This is a genomic window from Methylomonas koyamae, assembly GCF_006483455.1.
In the GTDB taxonomy this organism is placed as follows: domain Bacteria; phylum Pseudomonadota; class Gammaproteobacteria; order Methylococcales; family Methylomonadaceae; genus Methylomonas; species Methylomonas koyamae_B.
This window is the reverse complement of the sequence record NZ_PPPU01000029.1, coordinates 1-16,495: the sequence shown is the minus strand read 5'-3', so window position 1 is coordinate 16,495 and position 16,495 is coordinate 1. Positions and strand designations below refer to the sequence as shown.

Genomic DNA, 16,495 nt, shown 5'->3' with positions numbered 1-16,495 from the left:
TGCGCTTTAATGCTACGACCCTTGGCCTATATTTAATAAGGACATTAAATATAGGCTATCGACTTAACGTCTTAGAGTTTCGCTTATGACTATAAAAAAAGCCCTAACCCTAGTTCTAATCGCATTGCCAATAAAAGGAATTTCCAAAGACTTCTACATAGATCCATCTGGCGACGACCGCGCGAATGGACTAAGCTCAGCAAGATCAAGCAACAACGGCCCTTTTAAAACACTTGCTAGAGCGCAAAAAGCCGTCAGAGACCTAAAAGCCAGCGGCGATATCAATGAACCTGTGATAATTCATATTCAAAGCGGAATCTATCGACTTGAAAAGTCGCTAGACTTCGACGTGCGAGACGCAGGACGTGCCGGACAAAATATTACCTGGCAGGGGGAAAATGGCCCGGCCTTAATTAGCGGCGGGATTAGCTTACAAAAATGCAACTCTGACGGCAAAACTTGGAGTTGCTCAACCAAAAATCAAAAACTAGGCCAGATCAAATACCCGCAAAACTATCGTCAACGCGGCAACAACCCGGGATTTGAACTATTTATAGACAACAGCCCCATGCATCCGGCTCGCTGGCCAAACTCCGATTGGGCTCACATTCGACAACCGCTAGACGAGCGAACCCAGTTTACAAGCATAGAGACGCTACCGACTTTATCAAAAGACTCAAGTCAAGCCCAGATCCACATAATGGCCGGCAACGACTGGCATGATCAATACTTAGGAGTTAAGTCGATAGAACCAGACCTAAATAAAATCAGCCTTTCAAGCAATACGAATTACAAAATCGAAAGCGGCAGAAGATTTTATTTACTTAATATCAAATCACTACTTGATGCGCCGGGAGAATGGTTCTACGACAACAACAGTGAAATAATTTACTTTATCCCTCCAACCAGCGCACAGCCAAACGAAATAACCGTTTCAACGGTAAATAATATATTTAACATCAATGGTGCAAATAATATTTATTTCAAAAACCTCTCGCTAGGCTATTCTACAGATACAGCTATCAAACTAAACAATAGCAATAATATAAGTTTCGATAATTTGGAGATCAGCAATGTCGCTGGTAAAGCGGTCGAAGCCAAAGACAGCAGTTTTATCAGTGTTATAAATAGCCACATTCACCATACCGGCTGGGGCGGCATTACCTTTAGCGGTGGAAACAGAAACACCCTGGAAAGAGCAAACAATATAGCCCATAACAACCATATACATGATTTTGGCAGAGTCGTGATGACATATACGCCTGCTATTGAGACTTCCGGTGTCGGTAGCTCAATAACGCACAACCTTATCGAACAAAGCCCCGGAACGGGAATACTTCTGTTTGGCAACGAACATCTAGTAGAAAAAAACGAAATTCATCACGTATGCGAACAAGCCTCTGATTGCGGCGCCATTTATTCCGGGCGAGACTGGACCTTTCGAGGCAATATAATCCGAAACAATAGCATTCACGATTTATTCGGATACGGCTTAGTCAGTGTAGATATAGCGAATAACTTCGTTAAATACGCAAGACCGGACGGCGTTAGAGGCGTTTACTTGGACGACTCGGTGAGCGGGTTTAACGTTATCGGAAACATATTCCGAAATGCAGGCGTGATGGCAATCCAATTGGGCGGAGGAAGAGATAATATTATTGAAAATAATATTATTAGCACGAGCGACTACGCCATATGGGTCGACAGCCGCCCAGCCGGAGACGAGCTCAAAAAACGCTTGTTTCAAGTGCCCATTCAAAGTCCTGTATGGCTGGATAAATACCCAAAATTGGCACTGCCTATTATCAACAATAATTTACCGGAAGGAAACAGCATCCGAAGAAACGTAATGCTTTCCAATAAGCCTGGAAATATATTAATTCGTTACCAAATGCCAGAAAGCACCAATATTTTGGAAAGAAATTTATTGTGGAGCAGTTCAGGCTCGTTTGTCTTAAATTACGACATATCGGATAGAACGAAAAAACGTAATGGCGCAACTTGGCAGGAATGGGTCAACGAAGGAATCGAGCACGGCAGTATTTATGGCGACCCTTGCCTGAGCATCACAGGAAATCAGGCAAATTTTTGCGACAAAACATTACTAGATAAAATTGGCTTTGAAGTCTTGCCATCAGATATCGGATTGATAAGTAAATAGACCATCTCTAACTTCACAAACCCTAGAGGTGTCCATACCATACTAAACACTAAAGCAGCCGGCAAAACCAGATTGCATTAGCAAACAGAACGATAAATTTTCATTAGCTGCTCGTAATTAATCTCTGCCGTATATTTTTCTAAAAACCGGCGGCGGGCATTTTCACCAAACAGTCGAGATTGCTCAGGATTTTCAAACAACCATCTAGCTTTTTGCGCCATGTCGTCGGAATTGCCGGGTTCAAACAATAAACCGGTTACCCCATCCTCTATAACGTCGGCCATACTCCCAAGTCTCGAAGCCAAAACAGGCAGTCCGTGTGCGAAAGCCTCTACCAAAACCAAGGGAAAACCTTCATACCATTCCGACGGCAACACCAGAAAATGCGCGGCCCGCATTAACTGACTGACTTCTGTTGAATTTTGCCTGCCCAGCGGCTCAACACCGACGCGCTCCCTTAACAGCGCTTCCAATGGCCCGCTGCCAGCCATTTTCAACTGCCATTTACCTTCAAGGCGAGCCCAAGCATTAAGTAATGTAGTGACACCTTTTTCTTCGCTGATCCGACCAACAAATAACCCGAATTGATCTGTATGACTTTTCGCAACACCCCCGCTCGCTAGAGGATCGACGATAAAATTAGGTTTAACTGCAATCCTATCCGATGGAAAACCTGCCTCAACGAATTTGCTTTTTGCAAACTCGGTTAACGCGACAAAACGATCAATCTTATCGGCCCAGGTGCCGGCTTTACGGTGATACGCCACCATATGTGCAACCACGAAACTACCCAGCCTGGACCCCCGATAGCACGAATGCCAAGCCGCATTATAAGGAGACCCGGTGATACACTTTTCGCAGATACTACCGTTTCGCATCAGCATCGCGCCCGGACAAATCAACCGGTAATTATGCAAAGTCTGCACCACCGGCACACTCTCGTCACGACAGGCATCGAAGATAGAAGGACTAATCTGAGGGAAAAAGTTATGGACATGCACGACATCCGGCCGAAACTCACGGAATAAATCCCGAGCCCGCAATTTAGAACGCGGCGAATACGTCGTGTTTAGCGCCGTTTCCACCTTGCCTTTAAATCCACCTGGCAAATCTTTGTTGTCAACGGCCCATAGATAAACTTCATGACCATTATTCCTAAGCAGATTGGTCTCAGCCTCAACTACATTATCTTCACCGCCGGCTTGTTGATAACGATTATGCGCGATGAATATTTTCATAATATTTCCTAAACGAACCCAATGGATAGCCTATAGACCAAAACACCTCAGCGCGACCAACTATAAGCCTCAAATCACTCAACTTTAAATTTACCTTTAACTCTGCGCACGATTCTTGGCCAAAAGAAGCGCTTCAAATGCCCTAGATTAGGAAAATAACTCAGCACCCGAATTATGCCACCAAAATCAAATATCCCAAATTGATTAATCAAGAACTTGTTCGACTGCAAATTAGACAAACTGTAATACTCACCGAGCTTTCTCTTTTGAAAATGGATATAAATATATTCTTTTTTACCATTTTCTCCATCAACACAAAATAGCTTCCCATTATCCCAAACAAAATACTGCCCCCAACGATTGGCGTGAGCGGTCATAAACAAATAAGGGGAAGTCGTCCTAATATCAGCTATAATCTCCTGACGATAAACCGGCATATCCAAATCGGAAAATATTTTATCAATCCCGTTTGTTTCATCGAAGTTGAAAAAACCGCGCGTAGCGAAAATATTCCTATAATCTAAATTGCCAACACCCTGCCTATACATCGAATTTATATCTGAACGATTTAAATACAGAGTCAAATGCCCTCGACGAAACAGCTTGACGTACCGATTCAGCTCAATAGCCTCGACCACAGGCGTCAAATCTCCGAATGCCATATCGAAGTCGCAGTGCCCCCACCAATCGTAACCTGCCGTATACTCAGCCAACAATTCACCATAAGCAGGTTGAAAATCGGTCAGTTTGTACGGAGAGTCCAACGCCAGAGGAAAATCAAAAAAGGACTGAAACTTTTCAACCACATCCGCAAAAAATGTTCTGACGATTTTTACATTCGCCGGAAGTTCAAAATCCACTTCAAAATCGACCAAAAACAGAAAATCAATTGCAGGATTCACGCCGCAAGTGTGAACAAAAAAATCGAAATAGTCCGGCTTTTTTCCGAAATATAAATTCAGAACTAGAATTTTCATCTCACCCATCCCTAAACTGAATGACCACCGAGGGTATTAAAATAACCGCAAATTCCGTTAACAAAATTCAACGCCATATTTTCTATAGAAAAACGCGTCGAACTCGAATCAGCCCCCTCGCGGAGAGCATTTAAGCGCTTTGGATTGGCGAATATTTCGCTAACGGCGCCCGCATACTCATCCTCGCTGGCTCGCGTCATTATGCCGTTGACTTGATTTTCCAAATACTCAATTTCCGGACTATGGTTTGGAATATCGCAGGTAAGCAAAGGCAGTGATGCGACAAAAGCATCCAATATTGCCAATCCAACCAAGCCCGGACATAAAAACAGGTGCGACGATTTGAATGCCACCGCCTTTTCCCGTCCGAACAGCGGCCCCAAATACTTTATAAATGGATAATTCTCGGCAAACTTCTCAACCAAGGGCTTGTCCAGACCATCCCCTATTATCAACAGCACGAAATCCGGTACGCTTTCCCGAATCAAAACAGAAGAGCGCAGCAAAAACTCCAATTTTTTTTCGCCGTACAAACTGCCGCAAAACATACCGACTTTATCCAGTGCTTGTATACCCAGACTCGACTTGAATTTCGCAATTTCGTATTCATCAATCTCGGCTAAGAGTTGTTTGAAAGCGGAAGTATCGACACTGTTATTCAGTGCAGTAATCTTGCTTTTAGGATATCCCAAGCCAGCAACATAATTAGCGACACCATCGGTATACGCGAACCACCAATCGCATTGCACCGACAATCGCTTTTTCATCCGTTCCCGCCAACTATTTGGATTTCCCTGTCTATTCTGCCCATGGCCCCAATAAGCGAAGCGTTTAATGCCAAATAAACGCAATCCCATCAATAAATAATTATGTACATGCTTGTTTGCTTGCTCGGTTATTACAAAGTCAGCCCATAAAATATGCTTAACCGCATTATTCAGAAAATGCAGTTTATCTCGAAACAACCATAAACTTCGCTCGACAATACAGCAACCTTTGGACTCCAAAATATTGTCGCCTTTACGTTGATCGTTTAACGGCGGAGAACCTGAAACCACTCTAAGCTCATGTCCTTGCTCAGCGAGCAATCGCTCCATTTTTTCGAACAATGGAACTCTATATTGCTTCAGCATAGGCTGGAATATCAACACCCTCATAAATTACCTTGTCGAATGTAACTACTGAAAAAATATAATAAGCTCACTTTGAAACAAACAGCCCATTCACAAAGCTTCTTACACGATAAGTATGCCGCTCCGTAAGCAAAGACAAACACCATGCAAAGGATAGCGATACCGTAACCAATGAAAGAGCCGCAACAAACTGGTTAACGCTTTTAGGTATATCGTGCCAGCCAAACCCAAAATGATTTTTCATTGCCGCACACAACAACATAAGCAATGGCACGTGAACGGCGTATAACGAATATGAAAATCCCCCCAACTTACTATGACCGTCCCAATGTAACAGACGCCAGTTAGCCGGATGATATTTCAACGACCACAATAAATTCGCAAACAGCAAGGCCACGATAATCTCGAAAATAAAACCGAAAGAGCCAAAAATAACGTTAGCTCTTACCCCAACCCGAATTCCAATTAATGCTGCTAAAAAAACAGCCAACGCCCAAAAAGAGGATTTAATTACCGGTTTTTTTGCCAGAACCGAAAATCCGGCACCAATACACCATAATATAAATCCGACAAAATGCCATTTTGATGCGAACGACATTGAAGCAAATAAAGCAACACCGACAATAAACAGACTCCAGGATTTGAAAGATCTGCGAAACAAAAGCGGTGACAATAGCAACGGAAAAGTCACGTAGTACCAAAACTCATTGGCTAACGTTTCCAGCGGGCCATTGGTTCCCAGGGTATCGACAAACAAATTCTGCAAATTAAACAAAGAACCTACAATCGACATTTTGAAGTCCAAATCGGTTTGGTGCCTTAATTTCGCCAGGTGTTCCGCATAAATTTCAGAATTCGGAAACATCGCCATGCCAATGTAATCGAAAGCATTACCAATTAATAGCACAGGGATCAGTACCAAATATATGCGCGTAACGCGCGCCACAAAGTACTTTGTCAAATTAAACGGCCTATTCGCCAGTACGTGCTTTAACAGGTTGGTGAAAAACCATATTTGAGACGCTAATTTTGCTCAATCGAACCAACATTTAGTAGGAAATCGGCTTCATCGTCACTAAATATAGAGTCATTCAAAGCCAAAAAGAGTTTTTCACCAACCTGTTAAAACCGGACCACCCACTAAATATCCGCTCAATACGAAAAAGATAACGACGCCCCAGTGAGCAAACCCAGTGACAAACCCCCAGAGGTAGGTAACTAATGTTCTATCATCCGCAGGAATTTTATCCAGGGTCAAAAACATTCTGTTATTCAAGTGCGTCAGCAATACCAAAAACGCCGAAACCCAGCGGGCAAAATCCAGAAAGGCTGACAAACTTGGGTTATATTCAGAATCCGGCTTGACTACTGCGGCCTGCTCGATCATTACATTTCCCGATGACATCAGAATTTCCTCCGTTATTAAATTATCCATAGCAGCGCGCTAGCTGCCTATTTCGTCGTAGATATTTTCCAACTTGGCAGATTGCACATTAATATCGAATCGACTAACCACAAATTCGCGTGCGTTATGTGCCAAAAAATCCAATCTGGCGCCATCGGACAACAAACTATCCAATTGGGCGGCCAACGCAGCATGGTCGTTTTCTTCGAAAAGCAATCCGGTATGGTTTTCCAACATCGCCTCAGGTATGCCCCCGGAACGAGTAGCGACAACCGGCACTCCGCAAGCCTGGGCTTCGATCAAAGCGATACCGAAGGCTTCGGTTTGCCCTTTTTCGTCTGTTCTGGCAGCGTGCACGTAAACCGACGCCTGCCGCAACTCCGCCAACACCTGCTCATGCGGCAACGCACCGCGCCAATGGACATGTTCGGACACGCCAAGCTCGACCGCCAATTGCTGGAGGCGGCGAGTATCCGGACCGGAACCGATCTGTACCAAAACTAAATCCGGATATTGCACAATCAACTGCGGCAAGGCGCGCAGTATGGTATCAATCCCTTTCCAGTCGACATGCCGCGAGACATTCACAAGTCGCTTCGGGATTCTGGCCGCTGAATCAACCTTAAATCTCGCGGTGTCAACGCCTATGTAATGAACGATCAATTTATCAGGGGGACATCCCCGCCGAATCAGGCACTCCCGCAAATAAGCCGAGACAGCAATAATCCGCGAGGCATATCGATAAATCATTTTTTCGCGCAACAAGAACAACCAGTTGGAAATTGTTTTGGACTTCAACATCGACCAGCGCGACTGCTGGGCGTCGAAACCATGAAACGTAACGACCAAGGGCAAGTTACTTCGCTTGACCAGCGGCAAAATCATCGCTGCGTCCGGACCGAAATGAGCATGAACCAACTGCACGTCATCCTTGAAGCCGGCTATACCAAAGAATGTGAACAATACCTTGCGCCAAACCGATGCCGGTTTGTCCGCAAAAACCGACTTAACTTTTATCTGCGGATTATCCGAACCGTGAAAATCGCGACACCACACCAAAGGCTGATAACGCTTTAAACCGAGCAATTGACTGGGAATGAACGCTTCAGATGGAAGCGGATAAGCGGTTCGGTAGACTGCGACGATTTTTGTCATTTTTTCCCTTCGATATATCCATACGCCCGCCAGGCGCAAATTTAAGTTAACCGCAGCCAAAAGCACCGGGAAACGCGCGGCGAACCGAGCGAGGCACTACAAAACTAGCCATCGCTTTTACCCCTGTCGGATAGGCGCTTTGACCACAAGCGGATTTTTTTGAGATAAAAATAGAGTACCGGGCACGCGAGCAAAAAACGCTCTTTGAACGAGTAACTGTGGTTGTGCCGAAAATTCCTTAACTCATCTCTGACCGGAGAAGGCAAAACCGCATAAGACTCGGCACAGGCATCAACCAAAAAAATTAACGAGGAATTGACGTACTTCGTTTTAATTGTCAGGCAATCCGGATCAGAGCGGAAACCTTCCCGACCCAACAGGGCGATAACGCCTTGCATGGCATTGATTCTTCCGCCGAAATCGAATTTATGCCTGGTCCGAGTTAACGACCCCGGTCTGACGCGCTGAGAATAATAGACTCGAGCCGTTCTAAAAACCTCTTTGCTCAACAAGTACGCCAACATTGTAATGTTGTGATCTTCGTGGACCCTGCCCAAAAAACATAATTGGTTGTCCACCAGAATGCGCCGACTGACAATATAAGTCCAAGCGGCAGAGGTGTAATTATTTCCAAGTAATAAATCCCTAACCGCGATTTTTCCTTCTTTTAGCCAACCGGTTTCGTGATGGGTAATTTTTGGAAAGGTTTTTTGGTTCGCAAAAAACAGCTCAGAACTAAAGCAGAACATTTCCATCCCTGGATTTTCAATTAACCGATCTCTAAATTCGGCAAAAAAACCGGCCTGTACCACGTCGTCCGAATCGCAGAAAAATATGAAATCGCCGCCAGCAACAGACAAACCGAAGTTTCTTGCCTCGCCTGCGCCTTTATTATCCTGCCTATATATTTTAACTAGCGGATTATCGCCATATTTCTGACGAAGGACCTCATTGGTGTTATCAGTAGAACCGTCATCGACCACAATAATCTCGTACGGACTTATATTTTGCGACAATAATGAATCGATACATTCCAATACATATCGGTCTATGTTATATGCCGGGATGATAACTGAGACCGGGACCGAACTTTCAGTAGTGTTCATATACAATTTACGAAAAATAACCTAGAGCAACCCCAATGCCGTTAAATTAAGGCATACAAGGCTGGTTCACATCCTGTAGAAACAGGCCATGCCTGCGACCGAAGGCGTTTGATCGCGGGCCGGGCCCGCTCCTGCCATCCTTAACTTAACGACATTGAGAACAATCCTTGGGACTCTCTAACAATGCAATTCGATAACCTCATTTCGCACGTCAAGTCATATAAACAAACGTATTATCCGTTGGTATTGAACTTGTCGCAGCATGAAGGCTAACTCTTAGCGTCCTCCAGCGTAATCGAATGAATTCTTGCACCACCATCTCCATTGAAGCACAAACCAATCGACCACTGTTTAGCAAAATACCACCCGGCTTTTTGCTTTTAGCGACACACTTTTTATCCGGGCCATCAACCTTCCGCTGGGCTAGCGATATTCCATTTTCGTTCAGAACCAAATCAGCCGCCGCCAAAAAAATTATCGATGGCTATGCTTAACGACGTTTGAAACGCTTCAGGAAAGAGCGCATTTCCGCTGCCAATGCAAAATAGATGAGCCCTGACATTAAGAATACTTCAAGCGTCCGCTGTGCAGCCATATTAATAAATACGTAATACGGATTGTCTATCGGAAGAACATGAAGCGGAATTTGCTCTACAAAAACAATAGACGAAAACGATATAAACAAATACTTAAATATCCTTAGAAAGTATTGCCCAAGCGACTGCGGCATAAACTCGCTGTATAGAAACACCGGCTTCCATATCCCTATAATTAATAACAGACTGAGCAAAGTGCCCAACGGAATGCCGACTATGCCCAAATAACTGCCGGCCGCGACCGACACGCCAATATTGATTACCGCCTCGGTAATGGGCGCCCACACATCCTTGAATAAGCCAACGGCACTAATAAATTCGTCGTTGGTTTTGCGGGTGAGCATAATGAACAAGTTAAGCATCAAAACAATTTTAATGTCTTCGGGCAAAACAAAACTCTTATCCAACCAAACCGCTATAAATAAATCCACCGTAGTATAAGTTACATAGACCATGCAAGTAGCGATCCAATACCTCGACACCTGCAGCTCCCAAAACACGCGCAGGATCTTCTTTGAGTCTTTTTCCGCCACCAAATTTCCCACCGCAGCATTGGTACTATCAAAAATACTACTAAGCAGAGTGTACAAGGACGCCGTGATCAGGGTGTAGTTGGTATATTTTGTGACCGTTGCCAAATTGGAAAACACATAAATCAATATCCCGGTAACTTGCTGCAAAACAGTAGCGCTGAATTTGTGAAAAAAAGCCTGTTTGGCCTTGGTATAAATAAAGCCGTAACGCCGGGAAAGTTCTCTGCCGGACTTAACGCTAGAAACCAAATCGGGGTAGAGCTTTTTGATTTTTAGATTGATGACCAGAGAGTATACAGACAGGAATGAAAATTCAAGCAGCAGCCAAATATAAAGGCCTCCATCCAAATACAAAAGACAGAGCACTTGCACAACGACTTTTGATATTTTAACGATATTAAATAGCCTGACCTTTATGAAATTGTTCTGGTCGGCGGCAAGCAATGTTTCTTTATAATTAACAAAAAAACCCAATAGCGTCGTTATAAGGTAAGTAAAGAAAGTCGCCCAAATAACCCGATTTTCAAAACCGCTATCTTTAAAAAACTCCGGCAAGAAATAAACCAGCGCCAAACCGCATAACAAAATTATCCAGCCAATACGGTTATAGATGTATGCAAACACCGACACGATTTCGTTAATACCGGATTGGTCTTTCTCATAAATCGGCTTGTATAACGCAAAAGCGACAACTGACGAAAATCCCATTTCCGCCAAGTTTAAAAAGCCCATGATATTCATCATTGCGCTTGTCAAGCCAACAAAATCTTCTCCCAAACACTTTATAAAGACGCTTCTGGATAAAAATGTGGTAATCAGCAGCAGCACATAAAAAACCAAGCTAGTCTTCGCGTTTTTTAAGGTTTTTTGTACTCTAGATCCACCCATCGCAAAATATTTTTTAAAAATTAATAATACGAAACGAAATTTTTATGCCGTTTTATTCGAAGCAATACCGGCATCATTCCTGTAATAAGCCCATGTAATACTGTAAAAATATAGCAACATAAAAAACAGCCATAATACATTTGGGCTTTTGAAAATTGAAGCCTCTGTAACATTATGAACCAACCAGACACTAACAAATGACAAGATAATAATATAATTTTGTTCATTTGCCTTTAACATACGAAGTACGCTTTTTGCAATCTGAAACAACATCGTTAGAAATAGCAAAACCGAAATAACTCCGCCCCTGACCAAAAGATCGAAATAACCGTTATGCAGCTGGCTAAACGGTTGATGGTAAAACTTGAGAAACGTGAATAGGTTATCTTCCCCCCAGCCGAATACAGGCTTTTCACCGAAGCCTTTCATCGCTAATTCCCATAACTCTGTCCGCCCGGTAAATGTAGAATTACGCCCGATAGCCTTAAAAAAATAGTCAATTGAAAAAATATTCGGCTTAACTACAATCAGCACGCTAATACTTATCAACAAAAAAAACAAAGCCGACATTATTTTTAGCGCTTTTACGCTGCTGTTTCCGGATTGAATAAACTTTAACCAGAACACTATAAAGCCGAGCGCCAAGGAAACCAATATAGAAGTCATGCTATCCGCTTTGACGAGACAATAAATAATACTCGTCAACATTATATAAACCATCAATTTTTCGGCTTTAGTTTTGGCGCCTGTCAAATACAGGTAGCACATGGCAACCCAGACGCCATCAACACAAATAGCACCCAATGTATTGGGATGCAAGGTAAACCCCCTTAGGCCAGCCCTATATTCTCCATAAAGTGTGGCCGGCATTTCAGCCATATCCGGCTTGACGAAAGAGAACAAGATTGTGGCAATGAAATATAAAAGAAATATCTTTAATAGAATTCTGAAAAATGCTTCTTTATCATTTATCAATAAACAGACAGCACAGATTGTTACAAAAACCGCCCCGAGCTTATGGACAAAACCGGTTAGCAACTGCCGAGGAAAGTCCGTCCACATTATAGAGGCCAGCGCCAAAAACAGCATTATCAACAACGGCGTCGCTCGCTTTAGTGCAAAACTAAAGAATCCCCATTGATTTCTTAAAAGAATAAACAATGCCGAGATATAAGAAAGAGAAGCGACAATTTGATTTGTCACACTACTTTCCTGCCCAGGAGTGGTATGCAGGATGCTTAGCCCCACTAAAAGAAAAATAAGAACTAATGGAAACAAATACATGCCGCCAACTGACTTGCCCTTTAATACATTCATATCTTTATCGACAGCTCATTCACCAAACACATTTGACTTAATTCAAAACCCATGAACAGCCCCATCTTAATAAGGCTATAATATCGAACGGAATTTATAATCGTACACTCCTAATCCCGCAAAATGGACTTAAGAATTCAACTGATTATTAATCACTAAAAAACCGGCAACCTTAACCTAGAATTACCACCAGCAATATTAAACGGCCAGAGCATGATATTAAGAAGCATCGTCGTCCTCATCGTTTGCGCCGCCACCATCTGTTTTTTCAATTACTTCCCGCAGTTCGACTACTTCGATAACGAATTGTTATCCGATCCAAACTTCAGCAATGGCCTTTCGAATTGGATGCCATCAGAAATTGGCGTAGAAATACAGCCGACAGAAACCCGAACTCACTCAGGCGACAGTGCCAATTTAAGATTATCAACGCAACCAAGTGTAACGCTCTCAGCCCCAGACTTCGATCACGCCATCCACCTAAGCCAGGCGATTCCACTTGTGCCGACAGGATCATTACTACATGTAAGCAGTTACATAAAAACTTTGGACGTTATCGAAGGCGCTCGCCCTTGGGAAACTGCCCGAATAGTCTTATTGGCGTACGACCATTTTGGTAAAGCAATATATAACCAACCCCACCTATTGATTTCTAAAAATGGCACATCGGATTGGACATACCACGAGCGAGTTTTTCGCGTTAACGAAAATACCACTAAACTTCAATTAATAATTCAATTAATACACGCCAAAGGCCAGCTCGAAGTCAAATCCCCTAGCATTCGCCAAGTAAAACCAAATATCGCATTCGAACGCTACCGGTGCTGGTTTATTGCGATTTGGACATGCCTAGGACTCTGGATCGCATTCCCGTTAGTCTGCAGAGCGGCACAAAGCCGCAATCAGGCCGCAATTTTAGTGATCGGAATTGGAATTCTGGCTGGCGTTTTAATGCCTCAAGCCATCAAAGAATACATCGGCGATATGCTTTGGTCCTCTGCGGATATGGCAGCCGTACATGACCACGGTGAACCAATGAGAGTTTTTAAGCTCACGACGTCGTTACCGGAGCTGGACAAATACAAATACGGCCACTTCGTGATGTTTGCGTTGTTATGCGTCGCAGCCAGTAAACGCAGTCCGTTTAATCCGCCTATTTTCCAAACGGTCCAATTAACCATTTTATTCGCCGTTGCCACCGAGGTACTGCAGTTGTTCGCTCCTGGTCGAGGCCCCCAGCTCGGAGACATCATTATCGACACCGCCGGGATTTTCACTGGCTCCGTGTTATCAATGCTTAGCCGTTTAAGAAAGCATTGATCTGACAATTCAATACGCCTGCTGCCCAATAAACCCCTTAAAAATCGTCAATATCACGATCTTGATATCTAAAATCACCGACCAATTGCGGATGTATTCCAGGTCGTGGTGGATGCGGGCTTCCATTTTGTCGATGGTTTCGGTTTCGCCGCGGCAGCCGCTGATTTGGGCCAGGCCGGTGATGCCGGGTTTCATTTTATGGCGCAGCATGTAGCCTTGAATTTGCTTGCGGTAGTATTCGTTATGGGCGATGGCGTGCGGGCGCGGGCCGACTACGGACATGGTGCCGCTCAGTACGTTCAGAAATTGCGGTAGTTCGTCCAGCGAGGTGCGGCGCAGGAAGCCGCCGAGCGGCGTGACCCGGCTGTCGTTGGCCGTGGCTTGTTTGACGTTGTCGCCGTTTTCGCACACCGTCATCGACCTGAACTTCCAGACTTCGATCGGCTCGCCTTTAACACCGTAACGCAGTTGTTTGAAAATCACCGGTCCCGGCGAGGTGAGTTTGATGGCGATGGCGATCAGCAGCATCGGGATGGCGATCAGCGGCAGAATCACCGCGCACAGCAATAAGTCTTCCAGCCGCTTGGCGGTGCCGTCCAGCGACGAATTCAGGGGCGTGTCGAATACGCTGACCACCGGAATCCCCTTTACGCTGCTGAGTTTGGATTGCATCAGGTTGAAGGTGAAAAAGTCCGGGACGATATTGACCGACACGGTGCTGTCGGCCAGTTCCTGCACTAATTGGTTGATACGTTTTTCCGCGCGTAGCGGCAGCGTGATGTAGATGTGGTCGATTTCGCCGTGTCTGGCCCGGTCCAGCAGTTCCTTGAAATCGCCGATGATGTTGTCGACCATGTCTTCCTGTTCCCGGCGCTGCTTGTTTTCGATCCGGTCGTCGAAAAAACCGATGAATTGGTAGCCCAGCCAGGGCATTTCGGTCAAGGCAACGTTCAGCCGCCGGCCCAAGCCATTGCCGCCCAGGATGGCGTAGGTACGGGTGTTGATGCCGTGCAGGCGCAGATAGGACAAGGCGGAGCGGCGCAAGGTATGCAAAACAATGATACTGAGCGGCGCCAATGGCAGCCAAAGCTCCATCACCTCGCGGGAATATTCGAATCCGAAATCGAACACGAAAAAGCCGCCGGCAACCAAGGCAAAGGCAAAAATCCAGGACAGTAAGATACGGATCGCATCGTCGAACATCGGATCCCCGCGCCAGCCGTGGTATATCTCTTGGTGTTCGGCGAAGATACCGAACAGCACGGTACAAACGATGAACAAGCCCAGGTATTCCTTGGTGAAAGGCTCCCGGTAGACGTGCAATGACAAGTAAAGCGTGATGAAGATCAGCGCGGTATCGGTCGCACGTTTGATGCTTTGCAATTCGGGCCGTAGCGGCCGGATAAATCCTTTTGGGCGATACTGAGTCATATCAATACTTTTAGCCAAGTTAACTTCACGTGTCTGCCTGAATTATAGAAGCATACACCCGGCATATTTCGGCTTAATGAAAGCTTAATAAACTGGGGACGCTCTTTTCTCGCTGCGCAGGCCGCTGACTTGCCGGGCCATTTGCGGTTTCGCACCCCGTTCTGGGAGGCGTTGGGACCGCAATCTCCTTGTAGTTGTTTGCTCCCTTCTCAATAAGGGGTGCGTTTTTTATGAGGACCAACGGAAGCGGACAACGCCATTTCGCGGCAGTCCGTGATAGAGGTTATAACCGCTAACGGTGATGCCGTCCAGTCCAAACTTGGCCGACAATCCCGTCCGTCGGGAACCGATGCCGGTGAAAATGTAGGATTGGCAGCGTTCTTCTGTTATTTTTTACGCTTTTAAGAACTAACCCAGCCAATCGTCCCCCCATGAACAACTCTTTCGTTTCGCAAAAACCCATTCCGGTTCGTGACCGCTTGATTATGGCACTGGATGTCGCCAGTATCGCCGAAGCCCAAGCCCTGGTCGAAGAGCTGGGCGATGCGGTGATTTTTTATAAAGTCGGCATGGAATTATTCATGTCCGGCGATTATTTCGGTTTCATCGAATGGTTGAAGGCGCGCGAAAAGAAAGTCTTCGTCGATCTGAAATTCTTTGACATTCCGGCCACGGTCGGCCGGGCGATCAAGGCTCTGAGCAATAAAGGCGTGGATTTGGCGACGATACACGGCAACGATTCGATCATGGAAGCCGCCGCCGCCGCCAAAGGCGAGCTGAAGGTGCTGGCCGTAACGGCACTGACCAGCCTGGACCGCGGCGACCTGGACGACTTGGGTTTCCAATGCGACGTCAAAGAATTGGTGTTGTCGCGGGCCAAGCGGGCGCTGCAAATCGGTTGCGACGGCATCGTCTCGTCCGGCCTGGAAGTGGCGATGATCCGGGAACAGCTCGGCGACAAACTGCTGGTCATCACCCCCGGCATCCGTCCGGTCGACAACCGCGAAGACGACGACCAAAAGCGCGCGGTCAGCGTCGAACAGGCCATCCAAAACGGTGCGGATTACATCGTCGTCGGCCGGCCGATCCGCGACGCCGCCGACCGCAAGGCGATGGCGGAAACAATCCAGAGCCAAATCGCGGCGCAGTTCGCATAAGCTTTGGCGCGGGCTTGCCCCTGCCGCGGAACGATAGTCAATGTCGTTCAATTAAAAGCGGATAGGGGTCGGAAAGGG

The 16,495-nt window shown here is 45.5% G+C and carries 14 protein-coding genes; 4 read left to right on the top strand and 10 right to left on the bottom strand.

The features are described 5' to 3' along the window. The first annotated feature begins 85 nt into the window (after positions 1–85). Complete coding sequence (locus C2U68_RS15710) at positions 86–2,161, top strand: right-handed parallel beta-helix repeat-containing protein (protein ID WP_140913425.1); 2,076 nt, start codon at positions 86–88, stop codon at positions 2,159–2,161. A gap of 77 nt (positions 2,162–2,238) precedes the next feature. On the opposite strand, the gene C2U68_RS15705 is transcribed toward C2U68_RS15710, so the two are convergent. The 7 genes from C2U68_RS15705 to C2U68_RS15675 form a co-directional block, all read right to left on the bottom strand. Then, positions 2,239–3,399 (bottom strand): glycosyltransferase family 4 protein, encoded by a 1,161-nt coding sequence (locus C2U68_RS15705; protein WP_140913424.1) that lies wholly within the window; start codon positions 3,397–3,399, stop codon positions 2,239–2,241. A gap of 74 nt (positions 3,400–3,473) precedes the next feature. Beyond that, positions 3,474–4,376: a DUF6625 family protein gene (locus tag C2U68_RS15700; RefSeq protein ID WP_140913423.1), complete on the bottom strand. Its 903-nt coding sequence runs from the start codon at positions 4,374–4,376 to the stop codon at positions 3,474–3,476. A gap of 11 nt (positions 4,377–4,387) precedes the next feature. Then, positions 4,388–5,509, bottom strand: coding sequence for a glycosyltransferase family 4 protein (locus tag C2U68_RS15695; protein ID WP_186289637.1), 1,122 nt, complete (start codon positions 5,507–5,509; stop codon positions 4,388–4,390). Between the two features lie 67 nt (positions 5,510–5,576). Beyond that, positions 5,577–6,470, bottom strand: coding sequence for a hypothetical protein (locus tag C2U68_RS15690; RefSeq protein WP_140913421.1), 894 nt, complete (start codon positions 6,468–6,470; stop codon positions 5,577–5,579). 150 nt (positions 6,471–6,620) lie between these two features. Further along, positions 6,621–6,914: a hypothetical protein gene (locus C2U68_RS15685; protein WP_140913420.1), complete on the bottom strand. Its 294-nt coding sequence runs from the start codon at positions 6,912–6,914 to the stop codon at positions 6,621–6,623. A gap of 39 nt (positions 6,915–6,953) precedes the next feature. Continuing rightward, positions 6,954–8,069: a glycosyltransferase gene (locus C2U68_RS15680; protein ID WP_140913419.1), complete on the bottom strand. Its 1,116-nt coding sequence runs from the start codon at positions 8,067–8,069 to the stop codon at positions 6,954–6,956. A gap of 104 nt (positions 8,070–8,173) precedes the next feature. Next, positions 8,174–9,175 carry a glycosyltransferase family 2 protein gene (locus tag C2U68_RS15675; RefSeq protein ID WP_140913418.1) on the bottom strand — a complete coding sequence of 334 codons (1,002 nt, stop codon included), beginning with the start codon at positions 9,173–9,175 and terminating at the stop codon, positions 8,174–8,176. Between the two features lie 299 nt (positions 9,176–9,474). On the opposite strand from C2U68_RS15675, the gene C2U68_RS21260 reads away from it, so the two are divergent. Beyond that, positions 9,475–9,669: a hypothetical protein gene (locus C2U68_RS21260; protein ID WP_186289636.1), complete on the top strand. Its 195-nt coding sequence runs from the start codon at positions 9,475–9,477 to the stop codon at positions 9,667–9,669. Here C2U68_RS21260 and C2U68_RS15670 read toward each other — a convergent pair. Next, positions 9,666–11,132, bottom strand: a complete 1,467-nt coding sequence (locus C2U68_RS15670) for a sugar transporter (protein WP_140913417.1) — start codon at positions 11,130–11,132, stop codon at positions 9,666–9,668. The genes C2U68_RS21260 and C2U68_RS15670 overlap by 4 nt on opposite strands. A 102-nt stretch (positions 11,133–11,234) precedes the next feature. Next, the gene (locus C2U68_RS15665; RefSeq protein WP_140913416.1) at positions 11,235–12,509 is read right to left on the bottom strand and encodes an O-antigen ligase family protein; all 1,275 of its coding nucleotides are present in this window, start codon (positions 12,507–12,509) and stop codon (positions 11,235–11,237) included. A gap of 213 nt (positions 12,510–12,722) precedes the next feature. On the opposite strand from C2U68_RS15665, the gene C2U68_RS15660 reads away from it, so the two are divergent. After that, entirely contained in the window at positions 12,723–13,829 is a 1,107-nt protein-coding gene (locus C2U68_RS15660) for a VanZ family protein (protein ID WP_140913415.1), read from the top strand. 9 nt (positions 13,830–13,838) lie between these two features. Here C2U68_RS15660 and C2U68_RS15655 read toward each other — a convergent pair whose 3' ends face one another. Further along, positions 13,839–15,260: an undecaprenyl-phosphate glucose phosphotransferase gene (locus C2U68_RS15655; protein ID WP_140913414.1), complete on the bottom strand. Its 1,422-nt coding sequence runs from the start codon at positions 15,258–15,260 to the stop codon at positions 13,839–13,841. A gap of 431 nt (positions 15,261–15,691) precedes the next feature. Between C2U68_RS15655 and pyrF the strand changes: the two genes are divergently transcribed. Next, positions 15,692–16,417 carry an orotidine-5'-phosphate decarboxylase gene (gene pyrF / locus C2U68_RS15650; RefSeq protein ID WP_140913413.1) on the top strand — a complete coding sequence of 242 codons (726 nt, stop codon included), beginning with the start codon at positions 15,692–15,694 and terminating at the stop codon, positions 16,415–16,417. The last annotated feature ends 78 nt before the right edge of the window (positions 16,418–16,495 follow it).